This is a genomic window from Lysinibacillus sp. CTST325, from assembly GCF_054665055.1.
Genome location: NZ_BAAFHO010000006.1, coordinates 1 through 17,974 on the forward strand (window position 1 = coordinate 1; position 17,974 = coordinate 17,974).

A 17,974-nucleotide genomic window follows, 5' to 3' on the forward strand; every position below is an offset into this window, starting at 1 on the left:
AGTATTCCGGCTATTGGAGCTAACTCAGCTGTCAGAATCATAGCAGAAATTGGGAACATTCAGAGGTTTGACAACAACAGACAGTTGAATGCCTATACAGGTATTGATATTAGGCGGTATCAATCCGGGAAGTTTATAGCTAAAGACAAGATTAATAAACGCGGCAATAAACACCTACGTAAAATAATGTATCTAACCGTTCAGAACATGATTAGACAGCGACGATTTGGTGGAAATCACATCGTTGAGTACTACGATAAATTAAAAACGCAACCCTATAACAAATGTCATAAGGTTGCCTCCGTCGCATGTGTAAACAAGTTATTGAAAACGATCTTCTTTCTTGTCACACATAATCAAAACTACGACTACAGGTTGGCTCCCTAGTACAGTCGTAGCATCAGTTTAACATACTAAAGCCTTATGAAAAATCGAAAAATCACTAGGCTTATTCAGCATGGCCCAATTTATCAAAATAATATCAGAAAGTTAAGAAAGTTATTATAGATACTTGACTAATCGTAAGAAAAAGAGCTGCACATGCAACTCAATGATCTTCAATTAAAGCACCCGTTAGTGAAGTAGATAACTGATGCATCATTATTAAGAATTTGAACTTAATGTAATAGTTTCAGACTCAACACCTTCAATTGTAAGGTTTATTTTAGAGGAGGAAGATGTTTTAGTTTCTTGTTTAGCGGCTTCTCCACTATAATAATTCCCCTTATTATCCAACTCAATGTTACCTATGCCCCAACCTAAAAAATCGGGACTTTCTACAAAGAAATCATTTTCTTGGAGTTTATCAAGATTTTCTCCCTTATATTGAACCCTTATACTCTGCCTCTCGTTTCCCCAAAAATCATATGAAGTAATTAATTCCCCACTCCATTTATCTCCTTCTCCTTTAAAGACGGTACCACTGTTATCATTATTACAAGATGCTAACAATAACGTGAAACTCATAAAGAAAGTCCCTATTAATATCTTTTTCAAATTGAAAACCACCTTTACTAATTTTCCTAATAAATATATAAGTTCTCTTAAGAATAAATAAATCCTTCTTCAACTATTCTGCACCGTTAGCTCAATAAGAAAAAAGATGCTACCGCAGCAACATCTTGTTTAACTCTTGCACCCGTTAGTTTAAGTACATTTTTTCACAAACTTTTTCCTTTATTTGATTGTTTATATTAATCTCTTCATTTCAGACTCCTTCTATTGGTATTAAAACACAAATTCTTTTAAATTAATAAACCTAACGTTTTGAGCGTTAGATTCATTTAAAACCTTGTAAACATCTTCAGTAATAATTAAATTACCGTACCAGTTATTAAAGTAGAAAATATCACTACCATCCCACTCTTTTTCATCTACGCTTATCCCTTTATGATTACGTAATATTTTTATTCTTCCACATTTCTCACAACACGGTATTTTATTTCCTAAAAGATCGTGAAGAAATCCACCTTTACCTGTAGCATCAATGCGGGCTAATTTATATAATTCCTTATCTAATAATCGTTCCTCATTTTTAACTTCAATTTCTATAGGGGATAATTTGAACCCCTTTAAAATTATGTCTGATTAGAATATCTTGATTTCCACCTCCAATAACATCATATCCCACTTTATAAAAGTCACTAGTTTCCTTATCTCGTAATTGGATATTTAGAGGTTTTTTTAAAATTGATCGCCCCCCTCTACATTCATCACATTTCCTTATATTAGAATCTTCTCCAGCATTTTTGAAGAGTGCCTTTTTGTCCGATTTTTCCCATAATAAATAAAAATTCATAGTATAGCTCCTTTTATTTTTTCTCAGTATATTTTCTACACTTTTATAACGGATTCTCAAAAAAGCAAAAGCGCCTCAAACCCTTTATAAAAAAGGATTTGAAGCGCTTTCCAGTTGGTTCAAACTTATTCTATCTGAACCCTTAGACGTCCCAGGAGGAAGTATCTAATACTCCCAAAACGTTGATATGACTGACTTTATATAAACTATTGTGTAGAAAATGTGTAGAAAATATTGCATTAGCATTATTAGTTAATAAATAACTCAAACAAAATGATGCCCTCGGAGGGCATAGTAAAAGTGCATCATATCAACGTTTCATAGGGTTGTTGTGTAGCATTTGTGTTGTATTAAAGAACCCTTGATTTTTTGCACTTAATTTACTTCTATTACTCTACTAGGAATCATTCTCTTTATCAATAGTTAACTACCTTTTTTTAAAATCAAAAGAAAATTTATTTAACACATTTTATTTGATGCAATTCAAGTAACTCAATATAAATAACCCGTCGTCTAAGTAAACATTATCTTTAAATTCGATATTTTTTATTCTTTCAGGATTTTCTTCAAAAAATATGTTGTATGTAGCAAAGCAAATTGCATTTCCCAATTTATAACCCTCCGGATAGTTAATTTCTTCTAATACTAACAAGAATAATTCGTTAATTCCATTAAATAAAGAACAAGCTAATGAAAAGTCTAATTATAAGAAAGACTTCTTATAGTAATATGGATAGGCTCAGAAAACTACAGAATTGATTTTATGAAACCCTTTATAAAACTAATGTTTGAGCTAATTTTATAATTATCTTTAATATCTAAATAAGAAAACAGAAGAATCCATTTGGGGAACTTTGTGGGGAACGTTAATATAATTTATATAAACCCTTGGGCAGGTACTAGTTTAACAGATAACTTATTACAGTTGTCTGTTTTTTTATATGTACTTTCCATACCAAATTTCCTAGAATGGTAATTATAAGGAGATGATGAAAATGGATAATTTATTTGCAATAGTTGTATTAATAGGTTTATTATTTTTTACTGTTTTTGGTATAAAATCATTATTAGATTTTATTAAAAAGCAAGATACAAAAAAGAATTTAAAAGTCACTGGAATATCATTTGTTGTGGTAGTTGTAGCGTTAGCAGGAGTAGGTGTAACTGCTTCAGAAGTTGAAAAAAACACAAAAAAAGATAACGAAACATTACCAGTAGCAGTTGTAGATCAATCTGAAAAAGAATACTATTTAACTCAAACAAAACCATACGTTGATGAGCTATTAAAAAAGTTTGATGGCACTTGGGCTGAATTTTGGAAAGGTACAGCTAACAAACTTTCTAATTCGCAGATAACTACAAAAGAGGCTGTTAATCAATACACTTTATTAAAAGTTGCCTATCAATCTGTACGTGAAAAAGATATGTCCCCTCCTGTTTCTGGACTTTCTAAAAATAACCAAAAGAAAGTATATGATTTTATAACAAATGTAGAAAAAGCTATTTTAAAACGTGAGGAAGCTGCTGATTATGCTATTTTAACCTTAAGACAAAATAGCCCCACTCATATGGATAAAGCTGTAGAGCTTATAAAAAAAGGCGACACATATGTGTACGATGCATCTGTTTCTTTAGTTACTCTTGAAAATGCATTAGATGTAGAATCCAAAGAAAATCGAAATTAAGTCACTTATAGTGGCTTTTTTATATGGGATTTTTTATCACAACAGGAAAATAAATCACTGGTATCTATTGACTAACGTAAATAGATATTGTATAATAAGAGTATAGAAAGGAGGTGAACAAAAGTGGATTATGATAAGATTCTAGCTTACCTAGTAGCTATCGCAACAATCGCAAACTTACTTACAAGTTCAGCGAAAAACATAAGCGATATAAAAAGTAAGAAAAAAGAAAAGCGACGCACTCCCGCAAAGAAGAAACGTCGCTAAACACTGAAAGAAGGAGGTTAACCCCTCCTTCCCTATAATCTTATCACATCCATCTCATTATGAAAAATATCGGATATGTTGTTGCTTTAGCATTTGCCTTTTACATTTTAACCGATATGGTTAACTGGCAAGAACCAAAGTTTTTTGATTACTTTATGATTGTCACTTACTCAATTTGTCTTTTATTAGTTATATTTAATATTGTCCTGTATTTTAAGAAGAAGAGAGGTTAGCCAATTGACGGAATACAAAGTAGATAATAAAAATGAATTTATTAAGCTGGTTCAATCTGAAATATTAACAACGTCAGAGGTTATAGAGGAACTACAAATATCTCGGCAAGCTTTAAACTCACTTGTAAAGCGCGGTAAGTTAGTTCCTGTAAAGGAATTAACTCGAGATAAATTATATTTGAAAGAAGATATTGAAAGTAGAAAAGAAGCAGCTAAAGAGCTTCAAACAAAATATAGACCGTACGATGAATAAACACAAAAAGACCAGGTTCTCACCTTTTAATGAGCGCCTGGTTATTTGTTTATCAATTGACTTTATTTTTCTATTTATTTTACGCTAATGTTTGTTTCCCATTCTCCAACATAATCCATTTTTGCTTGATCTCTAAAAATTTTAAAATTTACTTTATATATTCCTTTTCCAGAATGACTAAATTTTATTCCAGATGTTTTATTTGTAAAAGAACCAAACTGACTTTCTCCAACTTGTTCCCATGGCGAAGCTGGTCCTACTGTTAATTTATCTAATGATACCCAATAATAAAATGTGCCTGTACCAGTTTTTTCACCTGTAACAACAATTTGTTCATTACCATAAGTATCTTTATTAGTAGAAACCTGTGCTTTTATACCATTTTTAGTTGCCCAACCTGAACTTGAAGCATCTGCTTTTTCTATTGAAAATAAGCCCAGACTTGTTATTAATAATACAGCTAACATTGTAAATATTTTTATTTTCTTCACAGATATTAAACTCCTTTAAATAGAATTTTACCACTATATATTTCCTACATTACTCATTAAATTTCTATTGAAACTCTTTTTTAGTTCTAAAAACTGTAAACGATTATGTAGTAAAATCAATATTCTATAGCAATAATATTTTCACATTATTTGTTATAACAAATTTAATTTCCCTCGAGTTACTATTATCCTATCATTCCTTAAAATAGAATTCAATTGATTATTTACGCCATTTCTTGGCGTTCAATCCGCTATTTTTTGGCGGTATTAATTACCTATTTTGTAAACCACGCCAAATCACGCCACCTATACCGCCATTTTTTTCGTATTCAATATTTTTTTAATAAGAAGTAATATATTTTTGTGAATTTATCCTAAAACACTTGAAAAATTATTTTAGTTTAGTTTATATAGGGAAATAACATTTTTCACAAAACTGTCAATTTTAGTATTATGGTATCAACAAAAAAAGACCAGCTCGGCTAAATTAACTTTGCTGGTCTACTTTCTTCTATTATTCAGCTACTATATTTGTTACCTGGGCTAACTTAGCTGTTTTAACTTTATCTGCTCCTGCTTGTGCTGCAGTCATTCCAGTAAATGTTCCTGTTTTAACACGCCATAACTTGCCGTCAGGCTCGATGTACGCAACCCAACCGAAACGATGTTTTAACACATCAAGTACATTTTCGGCTGCTTGTTGTGTGCCGTATGTTCCAGTAAGTACACGGTATTTATTATTGTCGATAGCTGGCTTTTGTTCCTGTGTATTACCACCTGCATTTTTAACCATTTGCAAGAAAATGTTCCAAGCAACATTACCAGCACGAATTTCACGAGGGCAGTTTTTGCCACTATAGTAATTATGCTGTACTACATCATTGATTGTTAGACCTTCATCTCTTAAGATTTTCGCCACCAATCCGGCAGTATTTTCTAACGTTTTGCTATAGTCGCCATCACTATTTACACACATTTCTACATGTATGCCCTCTGTATTGCCTTTCGCTGAACCTGCAGCCCAACATTTCCAAGCATGTTCAAATGATTGGACTGCCTCAATTTCATCTACCGTCCAATGCCAAGAAGCAGATCGACTGTTACCGTTTGCTTGAAGACGAGCATGTGCATCTGCATCTGCTCCTGTTCGGTAATTATCAGTACCGTGTACAACTACTTTTCTTTTTGTATTACCTTTACCATTAGTGACCTTAGCTGCTTGAGATTCTGATACTAGTTTTTTACGGATTGTTACCATTATTGTCCACCGTCCTTTGGTTTGTCATAATCCATTGCTAGTTGGCTATCTGAAACGCCTTTTGTTGTCGGGTCGATGATAATACCAAGCAAGCCTAAAATGCTTAGAACTGTCTCTGAAATGCCTGTTACTTGATCGTTGTAAACCGTAATATCGATATTAAAAATGCCTGCTATTTGATTAGCAAGCACAATAAGTAATGCAATTAATGACACCCAAAATTGTTTGTGTTGTAAACGAACTTTCCAATTAATCTTCATCTGTAATTCCCTCCATTTTATTTAATCGTTTATGTGCTGATTTTGTGGATTCCTCCACTCGAATCAAACGCTCATTTTGCGATTAAATTTTTCTTGCTTGATCTTTAAAATCTAGTTTTATATCATCTACACCGCGCGCAATATAATCTACCTTAGATGTAATGCTAGCCTCGGATGCGCCTTGATTTTTGCTATCTTTTTTCATTGTTATAATTGCACCAAGCACTCCTATCAAAGTACCAATAGCGCCAAAAAGTAATGATATTTCAATATTCATAGAACACCCACTTTCACCAAAATCAAAAGGACACGCCATAAAGACGCATCCTTCAAAATCCCAAACGTTTGGGATTTTAGTCAATAAAAATAACGCTAAGCTTCCGCTTGCGTTTGTCTTAAATCAAATTTGAATCCTCACTCTAGGAAAGTACGTTTAGTTCTTCACCCTTACCTCCTTAATATAGTTTAGGCATTATAAAGTCATAAGTTATCTTCATAACCTGTTTATCTGTTTTAGTTATTGGTTCAGCAAGTAATGCACGCGAGCCTATAAAGCTCTTTTTATACTTATAGTTAGCAGTATACACATCATCACCAATTATGCCACAGACCATTGTATTGCCCGCAACAACGTAAGAATGCGATTCTGAGGCAGGATGGTATGAGCCAATTATTACTTCACCATCACCAGCCAAAGATAGCACACTAGTGCTATAACTATAGCTGTTTTTATTGATAGGCTTACGACGTGTCTCTTTAAATGTTTTATCAATGTATCTTAAATGATAAGGCTCTTGTAAACTAGGCGTTATAAATTCTTGCGTACTTTCATCAAATGCAATGCCGCCCATATAGCCGCCACCTGGTATGCTAACAACAGCAACAGCTTCAGTTAGCTCTGTTATTGGCGCTCTTTTAACTGTGTCAGTGTCAACGTCATTAATAAAGTAAATAAAGTCATCTACAATGCACATGTCCTGCGATCTGCTAATTGTGTTTTTACTTATTATCATCCAATTTATGCCATATATTTCTAAAGTAGTATTTCCTTTTAGCAAGTAATATCTATTCTTATATAGCGTAATAGATCTAAGGTATTCCAATGCTGGAATTGCTAATGATGACATACTAGTATAAGCGCCATTGCCATCACAACTAAAATAGATACTTTTGAAAGTACCGTTAGCAGCATGCGTTGGCCAGTCAAATACCATACGTACTTGCTCGAGTGTAGTGAAGCTTTCTGCTTTATTATAGCTGCCTTGCAGTGGATCTTCTCCGGAGTAAGTAGTAGTTGAAAACGCGTAACCGAGTCTTGTGCCCCTACGCAACCATTCAGTTGCGGGCTCTTCAGGATGACTAGCATCAGTTAGGCTAATCATTCTAAATCTATCTGTGTATCTGCGACCATCTTCAAAATAATTAGTAGCACGATCAGTAGTGAAGACATCAATAGCACGCGCTGTAAATATATATTCTAATACACCCTTAGCAATAAAGTTATGTGTCTCAATCTCTTGCACCTTCTCATGCGTTTCAGCATCAAAAAGCTCAACCTTAATAAGGCCTTGTGGTAGGAGTTTAGCCATTTCTACTCTCTCTATCATAGTTTATCCTCCAATACAATGCTGTGTGATGTCGTGATTGTTTGTGGTTTTACTGTAAATGTTTCAGTTTTTAATGCTGGGCCTATCGGAACACCGCTTGCACCGCCAGACCCTCCACCATTCATTACAAAATTAACTAATGCTTTATTCCATTCATCTTCTGTACCTTTGTAGCCAGCTGCAATAGCTGCATCATATGAATTAGAACCTTTAAGCGAGTCAAGCCATTCTTGCTCTGTGCCTACAAAGCCATTCTTAACGGCAACTTGATAAGCTGAATCCCCAGGGTTCCCCTTTGGACCTGGTTGACCTTGCTCTCCTCCACCGCCTGTAGATGTTCGAGGAACAAACTTTTCACCATCCCAATATTGCGGTATGACTGCGCCAACTGCATCACGGATCAGCTTCTTTTTTGTAAAATCAACACCATCACCACCTGGTACTATAAAAGCTTGCTTTTCATTATCCCAATCCTGACTAGGTATAGGGCTTCCCAATGCATCACGGATTAACTTTTCTTGATTAATTTTCGTCATATTATCACCTTCCGTAGTTTGTTAATGACATCCGTTTGCATTTTATTTGTGTAATTTTTAACTTAAATCGAGGATAGTCTTTACCTTCATCTATTGTCCATACCGTATCAAAATCCCAACCATCGAATGTTGATTGTGTTTGCATTTCTGTAGTTGTACGTGCTTCTGGGTGTGTTTCTAACGTTACTTGCTTCCAGAAATTTGGCCATACTTCACCTGTTATAGGTTGTGCCCTATAATAAGGTTTTGGCCACCATGAAGGAGGACCTGTACTATTCCATTCAGGCTCCCAATAATCACGATCTTTATTGTATTGTGATTTGTAATTAAAATATAATTTATTATCTGTACCTCTTATAAACATTACTTCAATATAAGATAAATCGCTAGACCACCCCCGCATAGTAACACCTAACGATACATCACAATAACAGGAATTTATTTCAGCACCATAATTTTCTGCAAAAACATACAACTGTTTCCTACTGCGTGACGAATAGTTATAAATCTCTACACTTGTATAACAATTCTCAACATTACCACTATATAGAATGTAAGCAAATGTGCCAGCCTTTATATACTTATCATCCGGCTTATCTTCATCTTGTACGCCACTAATTTTTCCTGTAACATAACAATCTTTTATAACAGCATTGGAATAGCAGACAAATCCTCCCGCCAATCCTGCCGTTATATCAACATTAGCAGAACATTTATTTATTATGGTCCCTGTACCAGCTGAACTTACTAGACCGCCTGTACTACTGCGTACATTTGTGGATTCCATTTTACCTGTTACATGGCAATTGGTAATTGTACAATCGTTTGTTTGTGATACTAAAATAGCTATCCAGTTATATAACGTGTTAGTAATATACGCATTATCAATCGTGATATTTAAAAGTGTTGCTTCTATTGCTGAACTGATAAAAGCTGGACCCCCAATATCTTCAGTGATTGTTAAATTACTTATCGTATATCCGCCACCATTATAGGTACCACAAAACGCTTGACCTTGACCGCCTATTGGTAACCATTCAACACCTGATAAATCGATATCCGCTACTTGTTTATAGTAATACCTAGGATTTTCATTATTTTTAATCCTCACATTGATAAGATCTTGTATAGTTTTAATTAAAAATGGGGCATCTTTTGTACCAGTTCCACCACTAAACATAATCCCCCTCTCCTTCTTCTTCAGTCCACAGTTTTCCATCTGTAATTTGGTATTGGTCTTCGTATGCATTTTATTTGTGTAATTTTTAACTTAAATCGTGGATAGCCTCTACCTTCATCTATTGTCCAAACCGTATCAAAATCCCATCCATCAAATGTTGATTGTCTTTGCATTTCTGTGGTTGTACGTGCCTCGAGATGTGTTTCTGACGTTACTTGCTTCCAGAAATTTGGCCATACTTCACCTGTTATAGGCTGTGCCCTATAATAAGGTTTTGGCCACCAATGAGGAGGACCTGTACTATTCCATTCAGACTCCCAATAATCATAGTCTTTTTTATCTTGCCTGTTATAATTTATATATAATTCATTGTCAATTCCTCTTACAAAACTACCTTCTAAATAGTAATAATCACTGCTCCATTTGTGATAGATACCACCTACCGAAATGTCGCTATAACAGGATATTAACTCCACGTTTATATTTTCACCAAATATTTTTAATCCATCAACACCCACTATGCGAGGTAAATTAGAAAGTTCTGTAATAATATCAATCGTACGTTCGTCAATGTCGTCACGGTTTTCTGAATAGTAATAGATAACTACATCTTGACTGATAGACTTATTATCATCGTTTTTATTCATGTCACCTGTCTCATAAACAAAGAAATGGTAGTTCTTTTTCTTAAACTGAGTTTCTTCATCCTCTGCTAGATCATCCTCAAAAACAGGAATATCAAAGGTGTTTAAAGCTGTAAGTAATGCGTCAATCTGTTCTTGCATCTTGATTTTTGTTTTGCTCATGTGCTCCCACCTCCTGCAAATAAAAATAGAGGTACATCTTTTCTCGATCCGAATCTGCCTTAATCACGTCATACTCATTGCCATCCACAATGACTTTTAATCATATGAAAAATTTTCATTCAAATCAATTTTTTGTGTAATCGATTGAATGTTTTTCCCAACCTCTAGCACTAGTTTATTATTTGCACCACGTCTGTTATAAATCGTAATTACAAACTTGTTATATTCAACTTCTAACCCATTTTGGCGTGCGAATTCATTAATGCGACTCCGACCACCTTTAGCACTTGGCCTGTAGTAATAATAACCTCCTGCTAAATCGACAACCTGAAAACCGTCCATTCCCCAACATTGCGAAATGATTTAGAGATTTACCTGAAAAGCCGCTGATTGATGTAATTATTACATCTCTATCAAGCATTATTTCAGCCTTTATTGCTGCTTTTGTTGCCTTTAGGGTTGCTGATTATCAAATTTCACATAATGAAAAGAAAGAAGAGCTTGATAAAAGAAAGAAATTAGTGAGTAGAATAAAATTATTAAGACATGAAATTTCTTATAATAAGAATCAATTAAAAATATGTTTAGACCTTGTACCTGTTAAATCGGAAACAGAAATAGATAAAGCACTTAGTGAAAATTTACGAACTGATTTATGGGATACATTAGCTGTTGATATAATTGAAGATATGAACTACGAATTATTTAGTAATATTGTTGAGCTATATTATAAAATTTCTCGTTTAAAACAAGAAGGTACATTTGAACATAATTTTTGTAATACTACCTTTCTGGTATGCGTTATGGTGAATTGGTTGGCCTCATCGAAACAGATTTTAACTTTAAGGAAAGTTTCATTCGTGTAGAACGGCAATGGAAATACAAAGAAGGCGGTGGCTTTGGTGACTTAAAAAATGAAAGCTCTGAGCGTACGATAACTATTGATACAGAGACTATGCTATTGTTTAAGAAATTTTTTAAGTATCGTACACCACACTCGGATAATCAATATCAACTAGTCTTTTTCGAAGATACATCCGATATTTTAGTCGTCACAAATGATCGATTAAATGATGTACTACGAGCAGCATTGAAACATCTTAAAATAACACCACTCATTACTGCTCACGGATTACGTCACACACATGCGAGTATTTTACTTTTTGAAGAAGTAAATTTGATTTATGTGTCTGAACGTCTAGGTCATTCAAGTATTGAAATTACTTCTTCTACATACGCCCATGTACTAAAAGAATTGCGTGAACGTGATTCCAGAAAAACAGCAGATGTATTTAAAAAGATGATGTTATTGCCTTCAACTAAAATTGGGCGTGTAGATGTGTAGAAAATGTGTAGAAAACTTTTATTTTTCAACTCTTTTTAACGACTTCTCAAGAATATAAAAAACACCTTAAATCCTTGATATTAAAGGATTTAAGGTGTTTTCCACTCTGTAGTTTCTATTTCTAAAACTACCTATTGACGTCCCAGGAGGGATTCGAACCCCCGACCGACGGCTTAGAAGGCCGTTGCTCTATCCTGCTGAGCTACTGAGACATGATGTTATTTTTTTATGTAGTCCATATCAAGGACAATATTTATTATATGTGCTTTTTATCGTAATGTCAACATTAATTTTACTATGAAGGCAAGGTTTGCCTCATATTAATATTATATGATCTCCTGCACCCCACTATGCCCTCCTCATCTCTACTTTTGCTAAAATAATGAAAGCAAAAAAACTGGAGGAAGCTATTATGTTTAAAGATCTAGTAGTCGTCGTAACTGGCGGTGCACAAGGGATCGGCAAAAGCATTGTACTTACGTATGTAAGAAATGATGCCAATGTAGTTATTGCCGATGTTAATAAAGAATTAAGTCAGCAATTGGAAAAATATTTACTTGAGCAAGGTTATTCTGTTCTTTTTGTTCAAACAGATGTTACGAAAGAACAAGACATCATTTCTTTAATGCAAAAAGTTGTTAATCATTTCGGTACTATTCATATTTTAATTAATAATGTGGGTAAATTTCAACATAAATCTCTCTATGACGTAACGTTGGACGAATGGAACGATATGATCCAAACTAATTTGACGAGTGTCTTTTTGTGTTCGAGAGAGGCTGCAAAAGTTATGCGAGTGAATGTCAATGGCGGCTCAATCGTTTCTATAGCCTCTACAAGTGCTGAGATGTCTGAGCCCCATACAGAAGCCTATGCAGCAACAAAAGGCGGTATCGTCGCAGTAACACATGCTTTAGCGCGTTCTTTAGGTCCAGATAATATCACGGTTAATTGTATTTCGCCTGGTTGGATTGAAACAGGTGATTATGAGCAGCTCCTTGAGACTCCCACCCTTAAAGGGACAAGCTGACTAATGTCAGTGGGATTCCTGAGTAACTAAGCGTTCGCAGTCCATTTCTGTTTTGAACAGCTCTCAAGATTGAGGTATCCCATTACCCCTCCCTATCCAGTGCATATAGCAGATAGGGCTACGCTACTGTTACCATAGCGTATAATTGGTTTCGTTCGATGTGTTTTAGCGTCTTTTTCTTGACGACACATATTGTTTTACCGATAGCATGAATTAGGCTATCGAACCTTATACAATATCCAATTTTCAATGAACGAGCGTGTTTTAAAGACTTTTACTTGTCAATACATGGAGTATGACAACTTTCAGAAAATTAAGATATCTGAAGTTACCTCTTGTCTGACCTCGCTTTCACCCCATGTCTAAAGACGGGCTACACCCTGCGTGGGCTTTCTCGTTCGGAAAATCTGTAAAATTGATCACGAGCAGCATTTATCAGGGCGTGTAGGCGTACCTGAAGACATTGCACAGGCTTGCTTATATTTAACTTCTTTCAGCAAGTGTCCAAACACTCGCTGAAAAAAGTTAAAGCCTCCGGTGGATGTCACGGAATCGGAAAGGAGTTCTTAAAAGGATGTTAGCCTAAAATCCTCGCATCCATGCGATAACGGCTCACTGACCTGCATCACGCAGGTCCAAGCACAAAGCCGATTCCGGACGCAATTATGCCAAGGCATAATTAATCAAGCCCCACAAATAATTTCGTCACAGGCATTAATCTAACAGTGGATGGTGGGATGACAAAGAAAATGATCTATGAAGAATAAGTCAAACCTACTACTCAATAGCGAACAAAAGCAAATCAGATTCACTAAGCATTTTTGAATCCGGTTTCTATTTTTGGTGAATAAATTCTAGCTTGCTTATTCTTCGAATAATGAGCAATCGGTTGAATGCCTTGGACAGATTCCTTCACAAATGGAGCTAGTGTATTGCTTTCAATGTTAATATGGACTCGTTGTAGCTGCCATGTCATATGATCTATATCTATGCGAAATAGGGAATTCTTCCACTTTGACCAAGAATGATACCGTTCTACTAACCATTTATCAAAGGTAGAACTACTTATTTCACTGGCAATCGGTTGATATGAAATTTCCAACCTTTCATCGAGTGCACCTTGATATAAACTTGTAAAAGAGAAATTGTCCCCTGTTTGTTTTAAAGATATTTTTGAATGGCGATACGATAAACTGCCCTTTGTAGCTATTTGTACGATAAAACGATTCGTAACATCTAAGTTAAAGAAATAGATACCTTTCATGCCGTTATACGTAACATATGTCCGGACATTAAGCTGTAAATGCGAACCTACTCCTGGTAATGGTGGTAGAAATCTCAGTCGTTGTCCTTTTACTTTAAAAAGGACAACACTAAGCCAAGCGTTATTTTCATAGAGATCCAGTTGCAACTCTCGCGGAATGTACTGCTTTAAATCCTTAGGTGGAACTGGCCAATGTAGAAACAACACATCTTGCCATATTTGCGTTAAAATCCACGGTTTACTCCACATAAAATAACTCCTTTCTGTAGTTAAATTCTTTCCTACAAAGGAGTTATTCAAACGAAAATGATTATTTTTGTTCTGAATCTAATGTTTCTGTTTCAACATATTGGTAATATAAGTTGCGCAGTTCGGATTCTTTATAACTGCCTAAATGACTTTTATATTGTGGATGCACCAAAATACCATGATCTCGAAGTTGTTTCACAAACCAACCTTTTGAATACTTATGCACTTTACACATTCCCTTCACTACTATTCATTACATAGCGTATGCTCAGGAATTTGTGTAGTGACATTTTTTCAAAATAAAAAACGAAGAATTGTTCCTTCGTTTTCTCAAACAGAATAGGTCAAGGTAATTTTGGTGAATGTTATTGCTCTTTAAATGAGGATGATTTCCGTTCCAGGGCGCTTGCTTTCATACATAAGATACATACTATGTGAGCTGGTTGATTGTAGTGGAGACTGAGCGACTCCTTGGGGATCAGCGTCACAGATGAGACCCTGCAGCGAGCAACGCGAGTGAAGCGCATCGGACGCCCCCAGGAAAACGCTCAGTCGGAACGGAAATCAACCCTTCATTTTGCCTAAGGGCTATACTTGAGCATTAATTTCATTGACACAATAATTTTCAACTTATGTGCCACAAAACGTTCGATATGGTTGGTTAGATGGCGTTGGTAATGTCGCATATTCCTGCTGCTCCACACAATGTGCAAAAGGTTGAGCAAGAGCATCTAGTAATCGCTCCATTACGCTATAGTCTCCCTGCTCAACAGCAGCCTCTAATGCTTCTTCTACACGGTGATTTCGTGGAATAACTGCTGGATTATGATCGCGCATTAATTGTTGAGACATGTCTTTTGTTTCTTGTTGTCTTTCTAGCCTTGCAAGCCAATTCTTATGCCATTCTTTAAATTCATTTGTACTAAATAACATTGAGTCATCAAATTTATCGAAGGTTAATGCGATAAATGTATTCGTATAGTCTGCTTGATGTTGCTGCATTAACTTTAGAAGCTCTTCAATGAGTGCTACGTCCTGATCTTCTTCGTTAAATATCCCAAGCTTTGCTCGCATACCTGCTAGCCAGTTTGCATAATACAGCTGAGGATATTGTTTGAGAGTCTCTTGAGCTAAGTGTATAGCCTGTTCTTGATTTTCATGGATTAACGGTATTAATGATTCAGCCAGTCGTGTTAAATTCCATCCTCCGATATTAGGCTGGTTGCCGTACGCATAACGGCCTTGTCGATCAATAGAGCTAAATACTGTCGCTGGATCATACGTATCCATGAAAGCGCAAGGACCATAATCAATCGTCTCACCACTAATGGTCATATTATCTGTGTTCATGACTCCATGAATAAAACCAACTAACTGCCATTTTGCGATGAGAGATGCTTGTTTCTTGATAACTTCCTCTAGAAGGGTTAAATAACGATTTTGATCTTCATCAGCATTAGGATAGTGACGTTCCAAAGTATAATCCGCCAAAGCTTTTAGCTCATCCTCCGTTCCAAAGTTCGCTGCATATTGGAAAGTTCCCACTCGCAAATGACTGCTTGCAATACGCGTTAAAACCGCTCCTGGAAGCTCTGTTTCACGAAGGACCGTTTCACCTATCTTCACGACAGCTAAACTTCGAGAGGTTGGAATGCCAAGTGCATACATGGCTTCACTAATAATATATTCACGTAGCATTGGACCAAGTGCTGCCCTGCCATCTCCGCCTCGGGAATAAGGAGTTCTTCCTGAGCCTTTTAGTGCGATATCCAAACGTTCATGAGTTGGTGTTAGTTGTTCACCTAATAACAGTGCCCTTCCGTCTCCGAGCATATTAAAGTGACCAAATTGATGACCTGCGTAAGCTTGTGCAATAGGCATGCCACCAGTCGGATTGTCGTTACCTGCAAAAATCGCTACCGCTTCCTCGCTTTGCAACGCATCGACGTTTAATCCAAGTGAATTGGCAACTGATTCATTTACTAGTATTAACTTTGGTGAACGAACTGGATTTAAATTAATTGTTGAATAAAAAATGTTTGGTAGGCGAGCATAGCTATTATCAAAATTCCATCCTATTGTATTTTCCATGTTATCTCCTTCGTTACGTTTATCTTTATTTTTTCAACTTCATCACAAACAATTCATAGTCATTTTTACCATTTGCATTTAACTTCTTTCAGCAATTATTTTTCTGTAGCGTAAGCGAAGCGTCAGCTACACATGTTTTATGTAACGTAAGTGAAACGGCAGTTACAAATGTTTTTTGTAGCGACAGCAAAGCGTCAGCTAGATGAATGCAGATTTAAACTACTTTTCAGTGTGTGTCCAAACATCCGCTGAAATAGAGGACCTCAGTCTAAGAACGCCACGGTCTGTGGCAATTTATCTGTGCGAAAGCGAAGCAACAGCAACACACGACTGACTGACCAATGTCATGCTGTTGCCGCTGACGCTACGTTAGCACTGCGCTTTCGCACAAAAAAACATCTGCAGGCCTGAGCACAAAGCCGATTCCGGATGCAATTATGCCGAGGCATAATTGATTGTGGGATAAAACAAAAACGCTTAAGTTTTAGAAACTCTAAGCGTTTTTGCTTCATCATTTTCGCATAAACTTGTGGGTGGAAATACAGTTATTATCATCCGTCAAGAACTTTACTTCAAAATACGTATCTTCAACCGCTACAAGAGCAAAGCTTTTTTCTTTACGACCACGTGGTTTTAATAAGCTCCCTGGATTTAAAAATAACACATCATCAATCATTTCCGCCCCAAGGATATGAGAGTGACCAAAGCACGCAATTTGCGCGCCTACTTCTTTGGCCCGATATGATAATGATAAGATGGAATTTTTAACATTGAATAAATGGCCATGTGTTACAAAGACTCTGACATCCTCTAAATCGAATACTGCCTCATCAGGGAAGGCTTGATCGATGTCACAATTTCCGCGTACTTTCTTCATGCCATCCAATGCTTTATGCGAGAAAGGAAGCTCACTATCTCCGCAATGAATGAAAGCATCAGCATTTGGGTAAAAGCTACGAACTTTTTCAATCACATTACTATCGCCATGTGTATCACTCATGACCAGTATTTGCATGGATATCACCTCTTATTTTATAAGATTAGGTAATTGTTCCTTCAACTTACGAATAGCATTCCCGCGGTGGGAAATTGCTCCTTTTTCATCGGCTGTTAGCTCTGCCATCATACGGTTTAAGCTTGGGACAAAGAAGACTGGATCATAACCAAATCCGTTTGTACCACGTTTTTCGTGTGCAATAACACCTTCACAAGTACCAAAAACTGTTGTCGTTTCAAAACCAGGTCCTGCAATAGCGATGCAACAGCAGAAACGTGCTGTACGCTTTTCATCCTCGACATTTTTTAGGTTTTCTAACAGTTTAACCATGTTTGCTTCATCATCATGATCACCAGCATAACGTGCGGAATAAACACCTGGCTCACCATTTAATGCATCAACAGCTAAGCCACTATCATCAGCAATAACAATTGTCTTTAGCTCTTTTGCCAATGCTTCTGCCTTTAAGATTGCATTTTCCTCAAAGGTAGTGCCTGTTTCTTCTATTTCCATCTCTGGGGCAACATCAAACATCGTTACTACTTCATAGCCAAGTGGACCAAATAACGCTTCGAAATCTTTTGCTTTTCCTTTATTTTTAGTTGCAATGACTACTTGTTTCAT

At 35.9% G+C, this 17,974-nt stretch carries 22 protein-coding genes and 1 tRNA gene; 6 read left to right on the plus strand and 17 right to left on the minus strand.

Annotation, left to right across the window (positions count from 1 at the left end; genetic code table 11):
• On the plus strand, positions 1-387 hold a 387-nt coding region (locus ACYQ73_RS14990; protein WP_460013234.1), incomplete at its 5' end, for a transposase.
• A gap of 216 nt (positions 388-603) precedes the next feature.
• Here the strand turns inward: ACYQ73_RS14990 and ACYQ73_RS14995 are convergent.
• Together ACYQ73_RS14995 and ACYQ73_RS15000 are read right to left on the minus strand one after the other, a co-directional pair.
• On the minus strand, positions 604-996 hold the full coding sequence (locus tag ACYQ73_RS14995) for a hypothetical protein (protein WP_460013235.1): 393 nt from the start codon (positions 994-996) through the stop codon (positions 604-606).
• A 544-nt stretch (positions 997-1,540) separates the two neighbouring features.
• Positions 1,541-1,798, minus strand: coding sequence for a hypothetical protein (locus ACYQ73_RS15000; RefSeq protein WP_460013236.1), 258 nt, complete (start codon positions 1,796-1,798; stop codon positions 1,541-1,543).
• Between the two features lie 995 nt (positions 1,799-2,793).
• Between ACYQ73_RS15000 and ACYQ73_RS15005 the strand changes: the two genes are divergently transcribed.
• The 3 genes from ACYQ73_RS15005 (at position 2,794) to ACYQ73_RS15015 (ending at position 4,236) form a co-directional block, all read left to right on the plus strand.
• Positions 2,794-3,483: a hypothetical protein gene (locus ACYQ73_RS15005; protein ID WP_460013237.1), complete on the plus strand. Its 690-nt coding sequence runs from the start codon at positions 2,794-2,796 to the stop codon at positions 3,481-3,483.
• Between the two features lie 123 nt (positions 3,484-3,606).
• Positions 3,607-3,750, plus strand: coding sequence for a hypothetical protein (locus tag ACYQ73_RS15010; protein ID WP_427503580.1), 144 nt, complete (start codon positions 3,607-3,609; stop codon positions 3,748-3,750).
• 237 nt (positions 3,751-3,987) lie between these two features.
• Positions 3,988-4,236, plus strand: coding sequence for a helix-turn-helix transcriptional regulator (locus ACYQ73_RS15015; RefSeq protein ID WP_460013238.1), 249 nt, complete (start codon positions 3,988-3,990; stop codon positions 4,234-4,236).
• Between the two features lie 74 nt (positions 4,237-4,310).
• Here ACYQ73_RS15015 and ACYQ73_RS15020 read toward each other — a convergent pair whose 3' ends face one another.
• From ACYQ73_RS15020 to ACYQ73_RS15060, 9 genes are all read right to left on the minus strand, one after another.
• Positions 4,311-4,727, minus strand: a complete 417-nt coding sequence (locus ACYQ73_RS15020) for a hypothetical protein (RefSeq protein WP_460013239.1) — start codon at positions 4,725-4,727, stop codon at positions 4,311-4,313.
• Positions 4,728-5,241: 514 nt separating this feature from the next.
• Complete coding sequence (locus ACYQ73_RS15025; protein WP_460013240.1) at positions 5,242-5,985, minus strand: N-acetylmuramoyl-L-alanine amidase; 744 nt, start codon at positions 5,983-5,985, stop codon at positions 5,242-5,244.
• Positions 5,985-6,245 (minus strand): phage holin, encoded by a 261-nt coding sequence (locus tag ACYQ73_RS15030; RefSeq protein ID WP_460013241.1) that lies wholly within the window; start codon positions 6,243-6,245, stop codon positions 5,985-5,987. Before ACYQ73_RS15030 ends, ACYQ73_RS15025 begins: the two co-directional genes overlap by 1 nt.
• Positions 6,246-6,327: 82 nt before the next feature.
• Complete coding sequence (locus tag ACYQ73_RS15035) at positions 6,328-6,561, minus strand: hypothetical protein (RefSeq protein WP_460013242.1); 234 nt, start codon at positions 6,559-6,561, stop codon at positions 6,328-6,330.
• A gap of 139 nt (positions 6,562-6,700) precedes the next feature.
• Positions 6,701-7,852 carry a hypothetical protein gene (locus tag ACYQ73_RS15040; RefSeq protein WP_460013243.1) on the minus strand — a complete coding sequence of 384 codons (1,152 nt, stop codon included), beginning with the start codon at positions 7,850-7,852 and terminating at the stop codon, positions 6,701-6,703.
• Positions 7,849-8,388, minus strand: a complete 540-nt coding sequence (locus ACYQ73_RS15045) for a hypothetical protein (protein ID WP_460013244.1) — start codon at positions 8,386-8,388, stop codon at positions 7,849-7,851. Before ACYQ73_RS15045 ends, ACYQ73_RS15040 begins: the two co-directional genes overlap by 4 nt.
• Before the next feature lie 4 nt (positions 8,389-8,392).
• Positions 8,393-9,568: a GLUG motif-containing protein gene (locus ACYQ73_RS15050; RefSeq protein ID WP_460013245.1), complete on the minus strand. Its 1,176-nt coding sequence runs from the start codon at positions 9,566-9,568 to the stop codon at positions 8,393-8,395.
• 20 nt (positions 9,569-9,588) lie between these two features.
• Positions 9,589-10,374 (minus strand): hypothetical protein, encoded by a 786-nt coding sequence (locus ACYQ73_RS15055; RefSeq protein WP_460013246.1) that lies wholly within the window; start codon positions 10,372-10,374, stop codon positions 9,589-9,591.
• A 96-nt stretch (positions 10,375-10,470) separates the two neighbouring features.
• On the minus strand, positions 10,471-10,716 hold the full coding sequence (locus ACYQ73_RS15060) for a hypothetical protein (RefSeq protein WP_460013247.1): 246 nt from the start codon (positions 10,714-10,716) through the stop codon (positions 10,471-10,473).
• Between the two features lie 454 nt (positions 10,717-11,170).
• Here ACYQ73_RS15060 and ACYQ73_RS15065 point away from each other — a divergent pair, with 454 nt between their 5' ends.
• The gene (locus tag ACYQ73_RS15065; protein WP_460013248.1) at positions 11,171-11,719 is read left to right on the plus strand and encodes a site-specific integrase; all 549 of its coding nucleotides are present in this window, start codon (positions 11,171-11,173) and stop codon (positions 11,717-11,719) included.
• A 138-nt stretch (positions 11,720-11,857) separates the two neighbouring features.
• Here the strand turns inward: ACYQ73_RS15065 and ACYQ73_RS15070 are convergent.
• A tRNA-Arg gene (locus ACYQ73_RS15070) sits at positions 11,858-11,931 on the minus strand.
• A 200-nt stretch (positions 11,932-12,131) separates the two neighbouring features.
• Between ACYQ73_RS15070 and ACYQ73_RS15075 the strand changes: the two genes are divergently transcribed.
• Positions 12,132-12,749 carry an SDR family NAD(P)-dependent oxidoreductase gene (locus tag ACYQ73_RS15075; RefSeq protein ID WP_460013249.1) on the plus strand — a complete coding sequence of 206 codons (618 nt, stop codon included), beginning with the start codon at positions 12,132-12,134 and terminating at the stop codon, positions 12,747-12,749.
• Positions 12,750-13,560: 811 nt separating this feature from the next.
• On the opposite strand, the gene ACYQ73_RS15080 is transcribed toward ACYQ73_RS15075, so the two are convergent.
• The 5 genes from ACYQ73_RS15080 to ACYQ73_RS15100 all read right to left on the minus strand — a co-directional run bounded on the left by ACYQ73_RS15080 (position 13,561) and on the right by ACYQ73_RS15100 (position 17,974).
• A complete protein-coding gene (locus ACYQ73_RS15080) occupies positions 13,561-14,262 on the minus strand; it encodes a YqjF family protein (protein WP_460013250.1) in 702 nt (233 codons plus the stop codon).
• 61 nt (positions 14,263-14,323) lie between these two features.
• Entirely contained in the window at positions 14,324-14,497 is a 174-nt protein-coding gene (locus tag ACYQ73_RS15085) for a DUF2639 domain-containing protein (RefSeq protein ID WP_460013251.1), read from the minus strand.
• Positions 14,498-14,892: 395 nt separating this feature from the next.
• Entirely contained in the window at positions 14,893-16,353 is a 1,461-nt protein-coding gene (locus ACYQ73_RS15090; protein WP_460013252.1) for a protein adenylyltransferase SelO, read from the minus strand.
• A 511-nt stretch (positions 16,354-16,864) separates the two neighbouring features.
• On the minus strand, positions 16,865-17,368 hold the full coding sequence (locus ACYQ73_RS15095; RefSeq protein WP_460013253.1) for a metallophosphoesterase: 504 nt from the start codon (positions 17,366-17,368) through the stop codon (positions 16,865-16,867).
• A 12-nt stretch (positions 17,369-17,380) separates the two neighbouring features.
• A complete protein-coding gene (locus ACYQ73_RS15100) occupies positions 17,381-17,974 on the minus strand; it encodes an XTP/dITP diphosphatase (protein WP_460013254.1) in 594 nt (197 codons plus the stop codon).

Coding starts and splice junctions, on each gene's coding strand:
- ACYQ73_RS15000 (WP_460013236.1), bottom strand. CDS start 1,798: ATGAATTTTTATTTATTATGGGAAAAATCGGACAAAAAGGCACTCTTC.
- ACYQ73_RS15005 (WP_460013237.1), top strand. CDS start 2,794: ATGGATAATTTATTTGCAATAGTTGTATTAATAGGTTTATTATTTTTT.
- ACYQ73_RS15025 (WP_460013240.1), bottom strand. CDS start 5,985: ATGGTAACAATCCGTAAAAAACTAGTATCAGAATCTCAAGCAGCTAAG.
- ACYQ73_RS15030 (WP_460013241.1), bottom strand. CDS start 6,245: ATGAAGATTAATTGGAAAGTTCGTTTACAACACAAACAATTTTGGGTG.
- ACYQ73_RS15035 (WP_460013242.1), bottom strand. CDS start 6,561: ATGGCGTGTCCTTTTGATTTTGGTGAAAGTGGGTGTTCTATGAATATT.
- ACYQ73_RS15040 (WP_460013243.1), bottom strand. CDS start 7,852: ATGATAGAGAGAGTAGAAATGGCTAAACTCCTACCACAAGGCCTTATT.
- ACYQ73_RS15045 (WP_460013244.1), bottom strand. CDS start 8,388: ATGACGAAAATTAATCAAGAAAAGTTAATCCGTGATGCATTGGGAAGC.
- ACYQ73_RS15050 (WP_460013245.1), bottom strand. CDS start 9,568: ATGTTTAGTGGTGGAACTGGTACAAAAGATGCCCCATTTTTAATTAAA.
- ACYQ73_RS15055 (WP_460013246.1), bottom strand. CDS start 10,374: ATGAGCAAAACAAAAATCAAGATGCAAGAACAGATTGACGCATTACTT.
- ACYQ73_RS15060 (WP_460013247.1), bottom strand. CDS start 10,716: ATGGACGGTTTTCAGGTTGTCGATTTAGCAGGAGGTTATTATTACTAC.
- ACYQ73_RS15065 (WP_460013248.1), top strand. CDS start 11,171: ATGCGTTATGGTGAATTGGTTGGCCTCATCGAAACAGATTTTAACTTT.
- ACYQ73_RS15075 (WP_460013249.1), top strand. CDS start 12,132: ATGTTTAAAGATCTAGTAGTCGTCGTAACTGGCGGTGCACAAGGGATC.
- ACYQ73_RS15080 (WP_460013250.1), bottom strand. CDS start 14,262: ATGTGGAGTAAACCGTGGATTTTAACGCAAATATGGCAAGATGTGTTG.
- ACYQ73_RS15085 (WP_460013251.1), bottom strand. CDS start 14,497: ATGTGTAAAGTGCATAAGTATTCAAAAGGTTGGTTTGTGAAACAACTT.
- ACYQ73_RS15090 (WP_460013252.1), bottom strand. CDS start 16,353: ATGGAAAATACAATAGGATGGAATTTTGATAATAGCTATGCTCGCCTA.
- ACYQ73_RS15095 (WP_460013253.1), bottom strand. CDS start 17,368: ATGCAAATACTGGTCATGAGTGATACACATGGCGATAGTAATGTGATT.
- ACYQ73_RS15100 (WP_460013254.1), bottom strand. CDS start 17,974: ATGAAACAAGTAGTCATTGCAACTAAAAATAAAGGAAAAGCAAAAGAT.